This is a genomic window from Neobacillus sp. FW104-15D2 (genome assembly GCF_058790155.1).
This window is the reverse complement of sequence record NZ_JBYTCJ010000005.1, coordinates 41,674-57,643: the sequence shown is the minus strand read 5'-3', so window position 1 is coordinate 57,643 and position 15,970 is coordinate 41,674. Positions and strand designations below refer to the sequence as shown.

General features: G+C 40.3%; 15 protein-coding genes, 1 pseudogene and 1 riboswitch. Of the genes and pseudogenes, 3 read left to right on the top strand and 13 right to left on the bottom strand.

The window, feature by feature from the left end:
- The first annotated feature begins 18 nt into the window (after positions 1–18).
- Entirely contained in the window at positions 19–930 is a 912-nt protein-coding gene (gltC, locus tag AC3WR0_RS05925) for a glutamate biosynthesis transcriptional regulator GltC (RefSeq protein WP_492551434.1), read from the top strand.
- Between the two features lie 47 nt (positions 931–977).
- On the opposite strand, the gene AC3WR0_RS05920 is transcribed toward gltC, so the two are convergent.
- Positions 978–1,481: a GNAT family N-acetyltransferase gene (locus tag AC3WR0_RS05920; RefSeq protein ID WP_492551433.1), complete on the bottom strand. Its 504-nt coding sequence runs from the start codon at positions 1,479–1,481 to the stop codon at positions 978–980.
- A gap of 4 nt (positions 1,482–1,485) precedes the next feature.
- On the bottom strand, positions 1,486–2,451 hold the full coding sequence (locus AC3WR0_RS05915) for a glutathione S-transferase family protein (protein WP_492551566.1): 966 nt from the start codon (positions 2,449–2,451) through the stop codon (positions 1,486–1,488).
- A gap of 207 nt (positions 2,452–2,658) precedes the next feature.
- On the opposite strand from AC3WR0_RS05915, the gene AC3WR0_RS05910 reads away from it, so the two are divergent.
- Positions 2,659–3,411, top strand: coding sequence for an SDR family NAD(P)-dependent oxidoreductase (locus AC3WR0_RS05910; protein ID WP_492551432.1), 753 nt, complete (start codon positions 2,659–2,661; stop codon positions 3,409–3,411).
- Between the two features lie 136 nt (positions 3,412–3,547).
- Here the strand turns inward: AC3WR0_RS05910 and AC3WR0_RS05905 are convergent, their stop codons facing one another.
- The 8 genes from AC3WR0_RS05905 to AC3WR0_RS05870 form a co-directional block, all read right to left on the bottom strand.
- The gene (locus AC3WR0_RS05905) at positions 3,548–3,709 is read right to left on the bottom strand and encodes a hypothetical protein (protein ID WP_492551431.1); all 162 of its coding nucleotides are present in this window, start codon (positions 3,707–3,709) and stop codon (positions 3,548–3,550) included.
- Between the two features lie 662 nt (positions 3,710–4,371).
- On the bottom strand, positions 4,372–5,097 hold the full coding sequence (locus AC3WR0_RS05900; protein ID WP_492551430.1) for a sirohydrochlorin chelatase: 726 nt from the start codon (positions 5,095–5,097) through the stop codon (positions 4,372–4,374).
- 18 nt (positions 5,098–5,115) lie between these two features.
- A complete protein-coding gene (cobA, locus tag AC3WR0_RS05895; RefSeq protein WP_492551429.1) occupies positions 5,116–5,892 on the bottom strand; it encodes a uroporphyrinogen-III C-methyltransferase in 777 nt (258 codons plus the stop codon).
- Between the two features lie 29 nt (positions 5,893–5,921).
- Positions 5,922–6,521, bottom strand: coding sequence for an adenylyl-sulfate kinase (cysC, locus tag AC3WR0_RS05890; RefSeq protein WP_492551428.1), 600 nt, complete (start codon positions 6,519–6,521; stop codon positions 5,922–5,924).
- A gap of 13 nt (positions 6,522–6,534) precedes the next feature.
- Positions 6,535–7,683, bottom strand: coding sequence for a sulfate adenylyltransferase (gene sat, locus AC3WR0_RS05885; protein ID WP_492551427.1), 1,149 nt, complete (start codon positions 7,681–7,683; stop codon positions 6,535–6,537).
- Between the two features lies 1 nt (position 7,684).
- Positions 7,685–8,779 (bottom strand): sulfate permease, encoded by a 1,095-nt coding sequence (gene cysP, locus AC3WR0_RS05880; protein WP_492551426.1) that lies wholly within the window; start codon positions 8,777–8,779, stop codon positions 7,685–7,687.
- A gap of 11 nt (positions 8,780–8,790) precedes the next feature.
- On the bottom strand, positions 8,791–9,498 hold the full coding sequence (locus AC3WR0_RS05875; RefSeq protein WP_492551425.1) for a phosphoadenylyl-sulfate reductase: 708 nt from the start codon (positions 9,496–9,498) through the stop codon (positions 8,791–8,793).
- 92 nt (positions 9,499–9,590) lie between these two features.
- Positions 9,591–9,698 carry a YezD family protein gene (locus tag AC3WR0_RS05870; RefSeq protein ID WP_081679927.1) on the bottom strand — a complete coding sequence of 36 codons (108 nt, stop codon included), beginning with the start codon at positions 9,696–9,698 and terminating at the stop codon, positions 9,591–9,593.
- Between the two features lie 109 nt (positions 9,699–9,807).
- Positions 9,808–9,910: riboswitch (SAM riboswitch) on the bottom strand.
- A 513-nt stretch (positions 9,911–10,423) separates the two neighbouring features.
- Between AC3WR0_RS05870 and AC3WR0_RS05865 the strand changes: the two genes are divergently transcribed.
- On the top strand, positions 10,424–11,113 hold the full coding sequence (locus AC3WR0_RS05865) for a YoaK family protein (RefSeq protein WP_492551424.1): 690 nt from the start codon (positions 10,424–10,426) through the stop codon (positions 11,111–11,113).
- Between the two features lie 38 nt (positions 11,114–11,151).
- Here AC3WR0_RS05865 and AC3WR0_RS05860 read toward each other — a convergent pair.
- From AC3WR0_RS05860 to licT, 3 genes and pseudogenes are all read right to left on the bottom strand, one after another.
- A pseudogene (locus AC3WR0_RS05860) lies at positions 11,152–12,590 on the bottom strand (glycoside hydrolase family 1 protein).
- A 71-nt stretch (positions 12,591–12,661) separates the two neighbouring features.
- Positions 12,662–14,530 (bottom strand): beta-glucoside-specific PTS transporter subunit IIABC, encoded by a 1,869-nt coding sequence (locus AC3WR0_RS05855; RefSeq protein ID WP_492551423.1) that lies wholly within the window; start codon positions 14,528–14,530, stop codon positions 12,662–12,664.
- Between the two features lie 423 nt (positions 14,531–14,953).
- Complete coding sequence (gene licT / locus AC3WR0_RS05850; protein WP_492551422.1) at positions 14,954–15,787, bottom strand: BglG family transcription antiterminator LicT; 834 nt, start codon at positions 15,785–15,787, stop codon at positions 14,954–14,956.
- Between the last annotated feature and the right edge of the window lie 183 nt (positions 15,788–15,970).

Sequence of the window (15,970 nt, the reverse complement as noted above, 5' to 3'; positions counted from 1 at the left end):
TGTATTGGAGGTTTGGATATGGAGCTCAGACAATTAATCTATTTTATTGAAGTTGCAAAACAGGAGCACGTATCCAGTGCAGCTGAAAAATTACATGTTGCCCAGTCTGCCGTCAGCCGCCAGATTAGTAATTTAGAAGCTGAATTAGGTGTTCAGCTTTTGGAAAAAGATGGCCGTAATATTAAGTTAACGCATATAGGAAAACTATTTGCAAAACAGGCAGCAATTGGGATAAAAGCGATAAATAATGCCAAGCAATTAGTAGATGAATATATAGATCCTGACCGTGGAACTATCCGAATTGGTTTCCCAACCAGCTTTGCAAGTAATATTCTCCCTAGTATTATAACAGCCTTTAAAAAGAAATACCCTGATGCACGCTTCCATCTCCGGCAGGGATCTTATCAATTTTTAATAGATGCCGTTAAAAACCGTGAGATTGACTTAGCTTTTATTGGTCCAGTCCCGTCAAGGGATCCTGACATTCGTACAGATATACTTTTTACAGAACAATTCATGGCACTTTTGCCAAAAAGCCATCCACTTGCACAGGAAAAAACGATTACCCTGCTGAAATTAATGAGAGAATCTTTTGTTTTGTTTCCACCGGGCTATATCCTTCGGAAAATTGTCGAGGATGCTTGTCTTCATGCCGGATTTCGGCCTATGATTCCCTTTGAGGGTGAAGACCTGGATGCAATAAAAGGCTTAGTATCTTCGGGTATGGCTGTCACATTATTACCAGAGGTAACTCTTAATGACAATCTTCCAAGAGATACCGTTAAGATCAAAATTACTCAGCCAGAGGTCAGAAGAAGCGTTGGTTTAATAACGCCTAAACATCGTGAGCTCTCCCCTTCAGAAACTCTTTTTTATAACTTCGTAAGAGAGTATTTTGCTTACTATGATGAATACAAAACACAAGCCTGAATCGGAGAATTCAGGCTTTTTTTAATAATATAGTTTGCATAATAAAATTATGTAATTTTGAGCTTATAAGCTCTCACAATGATCCCGTCATTGGCAGGTTCGAAGTCAAACTCTGGCTGCCGTTCAAAACCTATTCTTTCATATAAAAGGATAGCCCTCTCCATAAATTGTCCGGTATGCAGCCCAATTGCGGTAAAGCCCTGTGCTTTTGCCCGGCTGATACATTCCGATACCAGCGCTGTCGCAACTCCTCTTCCCCGTGTATCAGGTGAAACAGCCAGCATCCGGATTTCAGGGTAATCCAGCAGTTCAACTGCCCCTTCGTAAGCATCTGTTTTGGCAGGGAAAAGTGCAACACTTCCAGTTACCTTTCCATCCCATTCCGCTATTATTAGTTCCACCCCCGGCTGAATATCCGCCTCTGATGAAATAGCCTTCTTTAAGGACTCCCAATGCTCAGGCGGAATGCTTTTGTGATGTTCCTTATAGGATTGAACCCGTTGTTCCCGTATAAAAGCTAATTCATTTTCCCTTGCATTACGGATTATCATCGTTTCACCTTTCCCTTAGGAATTTTTCTTTACTCTTACTTAACGCTTCGCGGTTATGTTTCGAATATAAACCAGACAGGTCTGGCCCTTTTGGTAAAATTCCTGCTGATTTTTGGTCGTTGCTCGCTATATGGTTGGACAAATGATAATGTACCTTAATCGCATGGAAATCTGTTGTGTCCCCAAAGCCTGGAGTTTGGTATAAATCCCGCAAGTATCCCCATAGGTTAGGGAAATCGACTATTCTATTTCGGTTTGTTTTAAAAGCGGCATAATAAGCAGCGTCAAAACGGATTAAAGTAGAATACAAACGGACATCAGAGTCAGTAATAAAATCACCAAATAGGAATCTCTGTGTAGAAAGACGGTCCTCCAATTCATCGAGTCTCGTAAACAGAGTATCATAAGCCTCTTCATATGCTTCCTGGGACTGTGCAAAACCACATTTATACACTCCATTATTTACATCGTTGAAGATGATACCGTTTATAGAATCAATTTCCTCCCGGATACTTTCCGGATATAAATCTGGTGCATTTTCTTTATGAAAAGGTGCCCAAACCGTCTCGAAATAGTTTGTTAGTCTAAAATAATCATTATTTACAACCTTTGTTTCCTGTAGATCGACGATCACTGGAACGGTAGGACGGCCGCTGTATTCCGGGTCAGTTTTTTTATAAATCTCGCTTAAATAACGAATGCCAAGTACCGGGTCCACACTGCCCTCATCAAGGGAAAATTCCCAATCCACCTGGGGAGTTTTTGGCCGCATCGGACTTGCTGTTCCAAGACTTATCACTTCTTCCAAACCTAAAATTCTTCGGACAATCACAGAGCGATGTGCCCAGGGGCAAACGGCCGACCATAGTAAACGGTAACGCCCCGCCTCAACAGGCAAATCATCTGGCCCATTTCCAAATGGAGTGATAAATCTATTTGTCTGACGGTTAAAAGAACCATCCGCTTTAATTTCTGCTACTGATTTTTATTGTTTCTGACATGTTTTCCACCTCACATTTACCTACTATATTAAACAACTCATAAATATTTTCCTACTTAATTTTTTTAAAATTCTTTCTATAAGTCTAAGTTTCTTGTGTAATTCTTTGGAATTAAGTAAAATAGAATAGTATTAACCTTATCGTTAACTTAACTTATTACCTGGGAGGAAACCAATTTGGAAAACGTAAAAGGAAGATGGGCACTGATTACCGGAGCTAGCCGAGGTGTAGGTTATCAAACGGCTATATTTATGGCAAAGCAAGGCTGTAATCTTATCTTACATAGCAGAAGTCTGGAGCATACGAAAAAAGTTGAGGAAGAAGTTAAAGAGCTTGGTGTAGAATCTTATAGCGTTCAGGCGGAGCTTGCGAACCATGATGAAGTAGTTGCGATGCTTGATGAAATTGAGGGCAAAGAAACTCCAGTTGATATTATTTTTAACAATGCCGCTGTTCAAATTGCATATAGAAATGATTACTGGAAAACACCAGTTGAAGATTTTGATATGAGCTTTAGAATCAACTTTATATCTATAGCTACCATATGTAACCGCTTAATGCCTAAAATGGTTGAACGTGGATTTGGACGCGTTATCAATACAACAAGCGGCATTAAAAACCAGCCAGAGCAGTCTGCATATGCTGCTAGTAAGGCTGCTCTTGATAAATATACGAAGGATTTGGCTTCAAAGCTTGAAGGAACTAATGTGATGATCAATATTACAGATCCAAACTGGTGCCGAACAGATTTGGGAGGACAGCAGGCTCCTAACTCCGTTGAAAGCGTTATTCCGGGTGTAGCAGTGGGTGCTTTGGTCGATGATAAGAAAAGCGGCCGATTCTTTCACGCTAGCAGATTCTACGGCTTAACTCTAGAGGAAGCCGTTGAAAAAGCAGAAACGATTGAAGCAAAGCCATACGTGATTTAAAAATAAGCGCGCATTCAGAAATGAAGGATTTCGGTTTGAGGTAAAAAAAAGTAACCAAATTTGAACCCTCGATTATCTATGTCGAGGGTTTTGACCGTAACAAATATATTTAGCAACTCTCAATGGAAAAATCCATTTAGTTCGATACGTGTAAATCCTTCTTCATATACTCTAGAAAATGCCGCCTAACTTCTATTAAATATAGTTGTTCTCCAATTTCCGGATCATCAGTTCCTTTAACTAAATAGCATCTTTCTTCCCCTGCCGCTATATCTTCCTGTAAATAACTACCGGTCAACTTCTACTTCCGAACCTACAACTGTTTCTTCACCTAGTTCGAGTCCAGCCCCCAGCGGTGGTTAGTAATTTTTTCCTGAAAATACTAGTTTTCTATTAGAATAGGATTATTTTTAATAATAGCAGCAAAGGGCCTTGGTCTATTTTTTGCATATGTAAAAGCTGCAAATTTAGAAATTAACTAAGCTATCTGTTCTCTAAAAAGTAGTGGTGTCTTCGTTTGAGGAATTTGTGCATTTGTTAAGGAAATCGTGCATTTGTTAAGGAAATCATGCATTTGTTTAAGGAAATCATGCATTTGTTTAAGGGAATCGTGCATTTGTTTAAGGAAATCGTGCATTTGTTTAAGGAAATCGTGCATTTGTTTAAGAAAATCGTGCATTTAATTAAGGAATTCGTGCATTTAATTAAGGAATTCGTGCATTTGTTTAAAGAATTCGTGCATTCCGAATTCATTTGTGGGCATAAAGGGGTATAGTGGCCATAAATCCTTTTGGTCGGAAGGGTTTTTTCTTTAAAAGTTTAATTTATTGGCGTTAGATACATCAAAATCGACTAAAAGTTACATCTTTTTAAATAAAAACCACGAATATCAGAACTTATTGGAAGATGAATCGACCCACAGGTGGTTAATCTAAAAAGGTTATCCGCTGGGGATAACCTCTATTTATTAGTTGCACGCTGAATTACGATATTTTCGATTTCCCTATGCCTGCTTAGCTGGCCGGTATGTATGATGTTCTGGCCTTGCTTTTGCCTGATGCGAACCTTTTGGTTTACTTCATTTAATAGAAGACCTGAAAATAAAAGGTAAGGAACAAGAATAACCTGTCCCCGCGTAATTTTTGAAATCTCCTCAAGCCCTTCATCAAGTCGAGGTGAAGCAGCTGCCATATAACATACTGAAACCTCTGTTACAGGCAAACGGCTTCGAATTCCTTCAGCGATTTTTGAAAAATCCTTCAGTGTATCCGGGTCACTGCTTCCCCTGCCAACAATCAGAACAGAGTCTTGATCTGACAAATCAGGTGCTGAGCTCCTTACAAGCTCCGCTGCAGCATCCAGCATGAGGTCCTGGACCCCAAATGGATCACTGATTGTTACTTTAATAGAGGGATTTTCTTTCATTAAAGGGGCTAGAGCTTGGGGGATATCAGACTTGATATGACCGGCTGCAAGCAGGAACAATGGAACAACCGTGATTTCTGTTGCCCCTTTTTCTGCACAAGCCCGAAACCCTTCCTCAATTGAAGGCTCCGTCAATTCCAGGAAAGAAAGCTCCTGAATGGGTGCATCAATCCGCTCTTTCACTCTTTCTATAAAAAGCCTTGCTTCTTCTGCTCCCTTTTTCGAACGTGTTCCATGTCCGATAAATAGAATCCCTTTCATATTAAAGCTCCTTTCAAACTAAACGTGAACAACCGGAAGATGTGGCTGAATTTCTTCTTCAAACCAATGAAGTTTTTGATGCAGCCTGACAACATCTCCAATGACAATCATACTTGGATTTGAAATGCCTTCTTCTTCTACCCGGTTTTCAATTGTTTCTAATGTGCCGACTACTGTCTTCTGAACGCCAAGAGTCCCCCAATGGACAAGAGCTATCGGTGTCATCGGTGACTTGCCGGCTTTGATTAACTTATTTTTAATAGAAGGAAGATGGGAAACTCCCATATAGACACATATCGTATCAACGGCCTTTGCTAAGTGTTCCCACTGATGTTCGGCTTCCACATCACCAATCTGGTGGCCGGTAAGGAAAGCAAAGCTGCGGCTTAATGTCCGGTGGGTTACTGGTATGCCCGCATAGGCAGACGCAGCAATACCAGATGTGATACCTGGAACGATTTCAAAGGTGATGCCATGTTTCGCACATTCTTCAGCCTCTTCCCCGCCCCGGCCAAATACAAAAGGATCTCCGCCCTTTAATCGGACAACGTTTAGGCCCTTTTTCGAATACTTTACTAAAAAGTGATTAATCGTTTCCTGCTTCATTGCGTGGTGATGTGGCAGTTTTCCGCAGTAAACAAGCTGAGCATCCTTCTTTGCTTGCTTTAAAAGTTCAGGATTTACGAGTCTGTCATAGAGAATTACTTCTGCTTCCTGAATAAGTCGTAAACCCTTAACCGTAATTAAATCCGGATCCCCGGGGCCGGCTCCTACTAAATATACTTTTCCTGCCATTTCATCACCACCCTTTTACTCTATTTTATTTAGATTATGTTATGATCCGTCAAATAGCTGAGAATCGTTTCTACCGCTTCTTCAACTGATAATGAACCGGTCTGTATAGTCAGTTCCGGGGTTTCCGGAGCCTCGTAAGGAGAATCGATACCGGTAAAGTCTTTTATTTCACCGCGGCGTGCTTTTTCATAAAGCTTCTTAGGATCCCTGCGTTCACATTCCTCAAGCGGGCAATCGACAAATACTTCGATAAACTCACCTTCTGAAAATAAGGATCGAACCTGGTCCCTGTCCGAACGGAAGGGTGAAATAAATGCTGTGGTTACTATTGTACCACTGTCGACGAACAGTTTCGATACTTCCCCAATTCTTCTAATATTTTCTGTACGGTCATGGTCTGAAAAACCTAAATCCTTGTTAAGTCCATGGCGGATATTATCTCCGTCAAGAACATATTCGTGGATACCCCTCTGAAACAAACTCGCTGAAACGGCATTAGCGAGGGTGGATTTACCAGAACCAGATAGTCCGGTAAACCACAATACTGCGCTGCCATGTCCGTTATTTACTTTACGTTCGTTTTTAGTAATGGCTGTATCATGCCATTTAATGTTAGTTGACTTTGACATTGAATTCTTCCTCCTAGACCCTTGATTCTTCTTTCATGCCTTCGATCAATACTTCGACTACTTCCTTACGGCTGAACGTGGATGGCGGAAGCTGTCCTGCACGAAGCATTTCTCTTACCTTTGTTCCAGAAAGAATCACGCGGTTTTCCTTGCTGTGCGGGCAGGTTTTATCAGAAGCCATGCCTTCACATTTAGTGCAGTAGAAGCTATGTTCAAAAAATAAAGGCTTGATGCCCAGCTCTTCTTCGGAAAAATTGCTGAAAATATGCTGAGCGTCGTATGTGCCGTAATAATTGCCAACCCCTGCATGGTCACGGCCGACGATAAAGTGTGTGCATCCGAAATTCTTACGCGCAATTGCATGGAAAATGGCTTCGCGTGGGCCTGCATATCTCATCGCTGCTGGGTATACACCTAGCTGGACGCGATCTTGCGGATAGTAATTTTCTAAAAGAACACGGTAGCTTTTCAGGCGTACGTCCGCAGAAATATCATCTGACTTGGTTTCACCAACTAGGGGATTAACAAACAAGCCGTCTACCGTTTCAAGAGCTGCTTTTTGGATATACTCATGAGCTCTGTGGATTGGATTTCTAGTCTGGAATCCAACGACTGTTTTCCATCCCTTACCTTCAAAAAGAGCACGGGTATCTTTCGGCTCAAACCAAACGTCGCCGAACACACCTTTTTCTGGCTTTTTCACAAGAGTAACGTCACCTGCAACATAAACAGGGCCTCTTTCAAAAAGACGCTTAACACCTGGATGGGCAGTTTCGTTAGTTTTATAGACTTCAATCGCTTCTTTTTCCAAATCCGGCTCATACCAGCTGGAAACCTTAATAACGCCATAAGCTTTGCCGTTATGGACAAGTTTAATTTCTTCGCCCTCCTGCAAGCCTCCAGCAATTTCAAAAGAAACGGGAAGTGTTACTGGGATGGACCAAATAGTGCCATCGGCCAGTCTCATTCTGCTTACAACAGATTCATAATCTTCTTTTCCAAGAAAACCGGTTAACGGGCTGAACAACCCGACGCCTATTAATTCAAGATCGCTTAGGGCGATATTATCAATCTCAATTTCTTTGTTTACAGATGCAAGATCATAGCTAGGGTTATAAGCATCAATTAACTTTCCCCCATGTGGTTTTGGTAAAAATGACATTTCAATCAACCTTTCTCAGCAAATTTAGTTCTTTTGTTTGATTTTTTTCCGATACGGAGGTTACAGCGCTTTTCTTAATCAGGAAGATGACTCCAAATACTGAAATCAACACGCCCGCCATTGCAACAATCGGATATATATTATGTTCAATCAAAAGCTGGATTAATGTATAAGAAATGACCATGGATAATACTGGTGACACAATCCAAACGGTCAAAAGCTTAACAACGATATCTTTTTTCAACACGCTCTTCCCATGTTTGGCAAAGCCTATGCCAATAATGGAAGAAGTAGTGATTTGAGTAAGCGGCACAGGAATGCCAAATACGGATGCTGTGGTTACGATTGTAGCCCCGATTCCGGAAATAATGCTTCCCTCTTCAAGCCTTAGTGATGTGATTTTTTTGCCGTTTGTTTCAAGGACTCTATGACCTAAGAATGCTGCTCCGAGAGCGACAAATAATCCACCCCACAGAATACCGCTATTCGTGGTCATTAACCCTGCTGCTACTAACGGACCTACGGCATTTGCCACGTTGTTCATTCCAGCTGAAAATGCCTCAAACAGTCCCATGCAAACAACTAAAACCGCAAGAATTGGACCTGCTTTGGATGATGTCACCCATTTTTTAATCCACTTTCTTTCCAAAACAAACGCCGCAGCAATCGCAATCAGGAAAGCAGCAAATGGAGTCAAAAGCCAGAACATCGCGATCCAGGCAATTTTCCCAACAAATACTGACTGATATACAATTCCAGCACCTATAACGGATCCGACTGCCACTTCGCTAGTTGATAATGGAATGCCGAAGACATTGGCTAGAAACAGAGATGTCGCAGCAGCTGTTAAAACGACCAGCGCTATGGCATTTGTAAAGGTGGAGCTTGGAACAATACCGCTGCCAATGGTTTTCACTACTTCTCCTCCGCCAAGCCATGCTCCAAGGAAGACAGCGATCGCGCAAAGAAAAAGGGCAATCTGGCGGTTTTTTATAACGCCAGCTCCATAAGAAATACCCATTGATGCAGCTGCACCGCTTGCACCTATATTAAAAGCAAAAAACAAACCAATTAGGATTGCCAATATTGTGAGCATGAATGTCCTCCTTAACGTGTGTGCAGGCCACACTCTGTCTTGCTGCTTCCTGCCCATCTTCCTTCACGGGAATCACCATTACCGCTAACGGCCTGTGTACATGGGAAGCAGCCGATGCTTGGGTAATTTTGATCATGCAGGGCGTTGTAAGGAAGGTCTTTTTCTTTGATGTACTCCCACACTTCATCCCAGGTCCAATGAATTAAAGGACAAACCTTGATATTTTGGAACTTTTCATCTTGATTTAAAAATTCTGTATTAGCTCTTGTTGGAGATTGTTCCCTTCTCAATCCTGAAATCCATGCATCTTTTGAGGTCAGAGTTTCTCGCAAAGGAATGACCTTTCTGATTTGGCAGCATAGACCTGGGTCCCTTTTCCATAAAGCAGAACCATATTGTTCTCTCTGCTCATCAAGTGTCAGCTCTGGCTTCTTTTTTTCAATGCGAAGCGATGGGAACCTCTGCTGGATTTTTTCAATAACATCATAGGTTTCAGGAAAATGAAGATCTGTATCGAGAAAAACAATATGAGCATCTGGTTTAACCTGCTGTATAAGATCTATCAAAACAATCGCTTCTGCACCAAAGCTTGAAGCATAAACAATCTTATCTTCCGGATAGTGGCTGTAGGCCCACTTTAATACATTGAGAGCTCCCTTTGCCCCGTCATCCAGTGAAAACTGGTTTGTAATTTCTTGAATATTAACGATATTTTCCATTTCTATAACCTCCGCAATTGATTCTGTCCACTAAAAAAAGGCAGTCTTACTCCCTTAATCCATAAGGGGAAGACCGCCTCTAGTTTGTCTAGTCAGCGTTTATTCTGTTGAAGACGAACCTTTTCATTTTTCTCAATTTGAATGATTTTACCGTCCTGAACAATCAAAGTGATTGATCCGAATTTTAAAGTAGCAAGCATTTGTTCAAGATGAGGAATTATTTCTTCCCACTCCTCTGGCTTCAAATGGGTTCGCCTCCTTTTTATAACAAAACCTCTCCTGGCTTGGAGAGGTGATTTTTTGAAGTTCACCTTATCTCCCAAAATGAGCAACATTTTGCTGGAATTGGCACCTTGTTTAACAGGTTGCCGGGCATCATTGGGCCAGTTCCCTCAGCCGCTCTGGATAAGTGTTATTCAGTTGATGAAATTAATCCTACCATACCAATAGGAATTCTGCAATTACTTAAATTAAAAATTTTTAAATTAATTCATTTTTACCAGTTTTTTTGGTTTGAATGGTTATAAAAAAGGCCGGAACCACAAGGGTTGACCGGCTTTTTAGAAACATAGAATTTTATAATTTTTTTGCCAATTACCCAGTGTTTAATTCCGACCTAAATGCTAGTACATTGCAGAAACGTTTCTGTCCTTAAGTCTAAAAATATAGACATGTTTTATCAAAGCGAGGATTCCGGTCTTTTTTAATAAATAGGCCCTTCTTATCTCCAATTTCTTGCTCAAACTGTTCCTCGCAAGGATCCTCAGATATTGTCTTGCTTCATATTAAGGCATGGTCCCCTACTTGATGACTCTTCCTGCATAAGTCCTCGTTTTTTCTGGGTAGTGGAAAATTAATATTCCCTGTGTTGATATTAGTAAAAAAGCAAATAACTAACGTATGATCAAAGTCTAAGGGGATGAGTATGGAAGATAAATATAAGAAACTGCCTTCATTAGCTTCCAACTCCATTTATTTGGGGATTTTATTGGCCATCGTTGGCGGTTTTTTAGATGCCTATACCTTCATTAGCCGTGATGGAGTGTTTGCCAATGCTCAAACGGGGAATTTGGTGCTCCTTGCAGTAAATGCTGCTGAGAAGGAATGGAAACAGTCGATACTTTATATCCCCCCTGTTGCTGCTTTTATTGCAGGTGTTTTTGTATCCGAAATTGTTAAGATTCCTCATATTAGAGAATTATTGTATAGCTATAGGCGTTCTATTCTTATATTAGAATGTGTTATTCTCTTCGCAGTGGGCTTTATGCCGGAAAGTGTACCTGATATCATCGTTACTGTAAGTATTTCATTTGTTTCCTCTTTACAAATTTCGACCTTTAATAAAATTGATAAATGGGCTTATAATTCTACGATGGCAACGGGTAATTTAAGGACCGCTGCCAAAGCAGCCTATTCAGCATTTATTGAAAATGATGACGAATCGAGAAAGCAATTCATAGATTTTGTAACGATTATTGGTTCTTTTTTATGCGGAGCTTTAATAGGAACCTTTTCCACCACTTATATTGGGGATCATGCCATATGGATTGCTTCAGTAACTTTGGTGATTACTCTCATCTTATATCACAGGGAAAAAGGCTATTTTAGAAAATAAAAGCCGGTATCATCCAAAGATACCGGCAATTTCTTTAATTAAAGGTTTCCACCATTTGTTTGGATTACATCCTTGTACCAGTAGAAGGATTTCTTGCGGCTGCGGTCCATTGTTCCGCTGCCATCGTCATGCTTGTCTACATATATGAAGCCGTAACGTTTTGAATACTCACCTGATGAAGCAGATACAGGTCGATACACCCCCAAGGTGTGTAACCCATCAACTCAACACCATCTTCAATAGCTTCGCCCATTTCACAGATATGTTCTCGAAGATATTCAATTCGGTAATCGTCATTGATCGTTCCGTCTTCCTCCACCTTGTCATAGGCACCCAACCCATTTTCTACAACAAAAAGAGGAACCTGATAGCGGTCATATAGTTTATTTAAAGTTATTCGCAAACCGATTGGGTCTACTTCCCAGCCCCAGTCACTTGCTTTTAGGAACGGATTTCGTACTCCGCCAATCAAGTTACCCTGGCTGTTTTCCTCATCTGTTTTTACCATTTTCTCGGTACGTGACATATAATAGCTGAACCCGATGTAATCTACTGTTCCTTCCTTTAATAGTTCAAGGTCACCTTCCTCGATTTGAAGCTCGATATTATGCTTTTTAAAATAACGCTGAATAAATTTAGGATACTCCCCGCGGACTTGTACATCACCACAGAAATTGTTGAAAAAACGCTCTTCTTCAAGGGCATACATCACATTTTCCGGATTAGAATTCCAAGAATATACCGGTGCATAAAGAAGCATACAGCCTATTTTTGCATCAGGAATGATTTTGTGGCATGCCTTAACCGCAATGGCGCTCGCCACAAATTGATGATGGAATGCTTGGAAGGTTGGCTGGTAACGATCCTCTTCTTTTTGAATAGAGAAACCAAGACCCATGATCGGCATCGCCAAACCGCTGTTAATTTCGTTAAAGGTCATCCAGTACTTAACCTTATCTTTATAACGATTGAATAGGACATTTACATATCTTTCAAAAAAGGAAACTACTTCACGGCTTCTCCAGCCGCCATATTCTTTAACAAGTGTTACTGGCATTTCATAGTGGGATATCGTTACAACCGGCTCAATGCCTTGTCTGATAAGCTCATCAAATACCCGGTCGTAAAATGCAAGACCTTCTTCATTCGCTTCCAATTCATTTCCGTTGGGGAAGATACGAGTCCAGGCAATGGACATACGGAATACTTTAAATCCCATTTCCTTAAAAAGAGCAATATCCTCCTTGTAACGGTGATAGAAGTCAATTCCTTCATGGTTTGGGTAGTATTTATCCTGATCGATTTCAAAATTGAAGCCAGGCTCCTGCAGTATTTTCAGGCGCTGTTTTCCGCCTGGCAGTACATCTGCAATATTTAAGCCTTTATTACCTTCGTGAAAACCGCCTTCCATTTGGTTAGCAGCCGTTGCTCCTCCCCATAAAAAACCTTCAGGAAATCTTTTTTCGGATTGTACCATTTGTAATTCCTCCTTATTATAAGTTCTATATATTTACAGGCGTGACAAATGTCCCGCTCTGGAAATAAGCATTATGCCTGCAAAGCAAGAAAAGCTTCGCTCGTGTTAACCTTTCCCTTTTTGACAGGAGAAATGGATTCGTAGTTATCTGTATTTGTAATAATAATAGGAGTGATTAAATCATAGCCCTCTGCTTTAATAGCATCCATATCAAAGGTTACGAGAATGTCGCCAACATTAACTAAATCCCCATCCTTTACATGTGCTGTAAAGTGCTTGCCATCCAATCGAACGGTGTCTAATCCAACATGAATCAAAATTTCAGCACCTTTGTCGCTCGTAATACCAATGGCATGCTTTGTTTTAAAAATAGTGGTTACTTTTCCTGTCACAGGTGATACCACTTTTCCCTCTTCTGGCTGGATAGCAACACCCTTACCCATAATTTCAGAAGAAAAAGTATGATCATTTACTTCACTAAGTTCTTTAACTTCGCCTTTTAAAGGGCTGTATAATTTTTCAGCAGCTATAACCATTTCAGATTTTGCATCCATTATCGTTTCTTCATTATTTAAAGATGGAGTTTGGTCTTCTTCTGATTCAATGTCATCAAATCCCATGATAAATGCTGCCGCAGCACCTGCAACGAAAGCAATCGGCAATCCGATGAGCGCGTATACAAAGGTCGATCCGATAAAGGAAGTAATACCAGGAAGTCCAACATTTCCTCCAAGTATAAAGTACTTTACACCAAGTGCACTATAATAAGCTCCACCAACGGCTCCACCAATCAAGGCACCGATAAAAGGCTTTTTCAGACGCATGTTAACACCGTACATAGCCGGTTCAGTGATTCCCATTAAAGCTGTTAAGCTAGTGGTCATAGCCAATGATTTAAACGATTTATTTTTAGAGCGAAGTGAAACGGCAAATGCAGCTCCTGCCTGTCCCATATTCGCAGTAAACATAGAAGGCAGAATAAAATCATACCCCTTAGTTGCAAGATTGTTCATGACAATTGGCAAGAATGCATAGTGCATACCGGTCATGATAATCAATGACCATGTACCTCCTAGGATAAGACCGGCGAAAATCCAACCGTGAGCGAATAATGCACCTACTCCTAAAGATAGATAGTTTCCGATAATAGCACCTAAAGGGCCAACAGCAATTAAAGTCACAGGGACGATGATTAATAAGGTTAAAGTTGGAACAACAATTAGTTTTACCACGCTTGGAATGATCCGATCAAGCCATTTTTCAAGGTAAGAGGCTATCCAGATGGCAAGTAAAATCGGTATAACTGTAGATGAATACGTTACTGAAGTTACGGGAATTCCAAGGAACGCTACCTTATGCCCTGAGCTTAAAAGAGCAGTTAGATTAGGATGAAGAATCGCTGCCCCGATAGCGGCTGCTACATAAACATTGCTTCCGAACTTACGGGCTGCACTGACTGCGAGCAGGATTGGCAGGAAGTAAAAGGCTCCATCACCAATTGCATTTAGAATCGTATACATCTGGCTTTTATCCGTAAACCAGCCAAATGTTAGCGCAATAGCAAGAATTCCCTTAACCAAACCGGCTCCCGCTATTGCTGGCAGAATCGGTGTAAATACTCCGGAAATAACATCAAAAATGGCGCTGATCACATTTATTTTCTTACCTGATGTTGATTGTCCGCCTTCTAAGTTTTTGCTGCTGTTTTCCTGGATGGCTTTATAAACTTTTGGAACATCGTTTCCGATAATGATTTGGAATTGGTCGCCGCTCATGTTGGTTCCCATCACGCCAGGCACTTTTTCAAGCGCTTTGCGATCTGCTTTGCTTTTATCATATAAATTAAAACGTAAACGAGTCATGCAGTGAATCATATTTTGAATATTGCTTTCCCCGCCAACAAACTCAATGATACTTTTTGCGGTTTGATTGTAATCCATGGAATTTTCCTCCCACTATGTTTGTTTTTTTACAAAAAAATAACCTGAACAGCAAACATGATAGGACCTAAGAATCCAAAATGTGCGCTGCTCAGGTTTTGCCTGCTTCACCAGTAACAATCCTGATTTTGATAATATTCATTTTTGATGTTTCGGCAGATTCTCTTACTTGGGTATGGCCATTACCTAAGTGAAAAACCAAATCAATGCTTCACAAAGAAGATGTGATTTTGCTTGCCTGACCAGTAATCCTTTATAAGGATCTTCTGAAACTAAAAAAACCTAAATTGCACGTCGGGAAATTAGACGTTGCAATTTAGGTTTTGCCTGCATTATCAGTAACAATCCTAAAAATTACGATTCATTTATAGGAAAAGGATAGCATGGCGGTTCATTTTTTGTCAACGCTTTCTTTTAAAAAAGTTAACGGCGATTTACCACTCTCTCAATATGAATGGATAGATAAGCCATTTCCTCTTTTTCAAGTGAATGATTGTGAGTTTTTACTATAAAATTCTTTATTTTTTCTGTGCATTTAAAGGCTTCCGGATATTTATCCTTGACCATGTCATAAAGAAAATCGTCCTTACTTTCTAAATTGCTGTTGGTATACAAACGCTGCGCAAAAAACTTTAAGTGAGTCAGAAAGCGAAAATAATTAAGAGACTCCTCGTCAAGTTCAATTCGGAAATGATATTTCACAATATTGAGGATATCCTGAATCAGCCTTGTCATATTAACCACGTTCGGCATTTCCTCGTTCAACTCAGCGTTTACGAGATGCATGGCAATAAAGCCGGCTTCATCCTCAGGAAGCGATATACCCAATTTTTCTTCTATTTTCTCAATGGCCTTTAAGCCAATTTCATACTCATCTTTATAGAATCTCTTAATTTCCCATAGAAGTGCATTGCTGATCATCATACACTTTTTACTTCTCTCAATCGCAAAGTTGATATGATCTGTAAGTGAAACATAAATGCTGTCGTTCAGACTTTTACCTAAAGTCTTTTTAGCATAGCTAATGATACCCTCGGATATTTTCATATATTCCATAGGTACTTCATACAAAAGAGTCTTGAACTTTTCGGAGACGTCTTTATTTTCAAGTTTGAAGATCTTTTCAATCTTGGACTCGTCCACCACGTCACCAGGCCTTTTTTGGAAAGCAATCCCCCGGCCCATGACTACCAGTTCCTTTTTCTGCTCATCAAGGACGCTGATGACATTGTTATTTATCACTTTAGCAATGATCATATTCATCACCTGTTCTAATCAGTTTAAGAAAAAAATAAAAACCCAAGCCTAATAAAGAATGATTAGACTTAGGTTTTGCCTGCTTCACCAGTAACAACCCAGAAGTTTTAATTTTAGTTAATAAAATAGTAACATCTTTTAAAAAAGGGTGCAATTGTTTTTGGACTAGTATTGATAACGCTT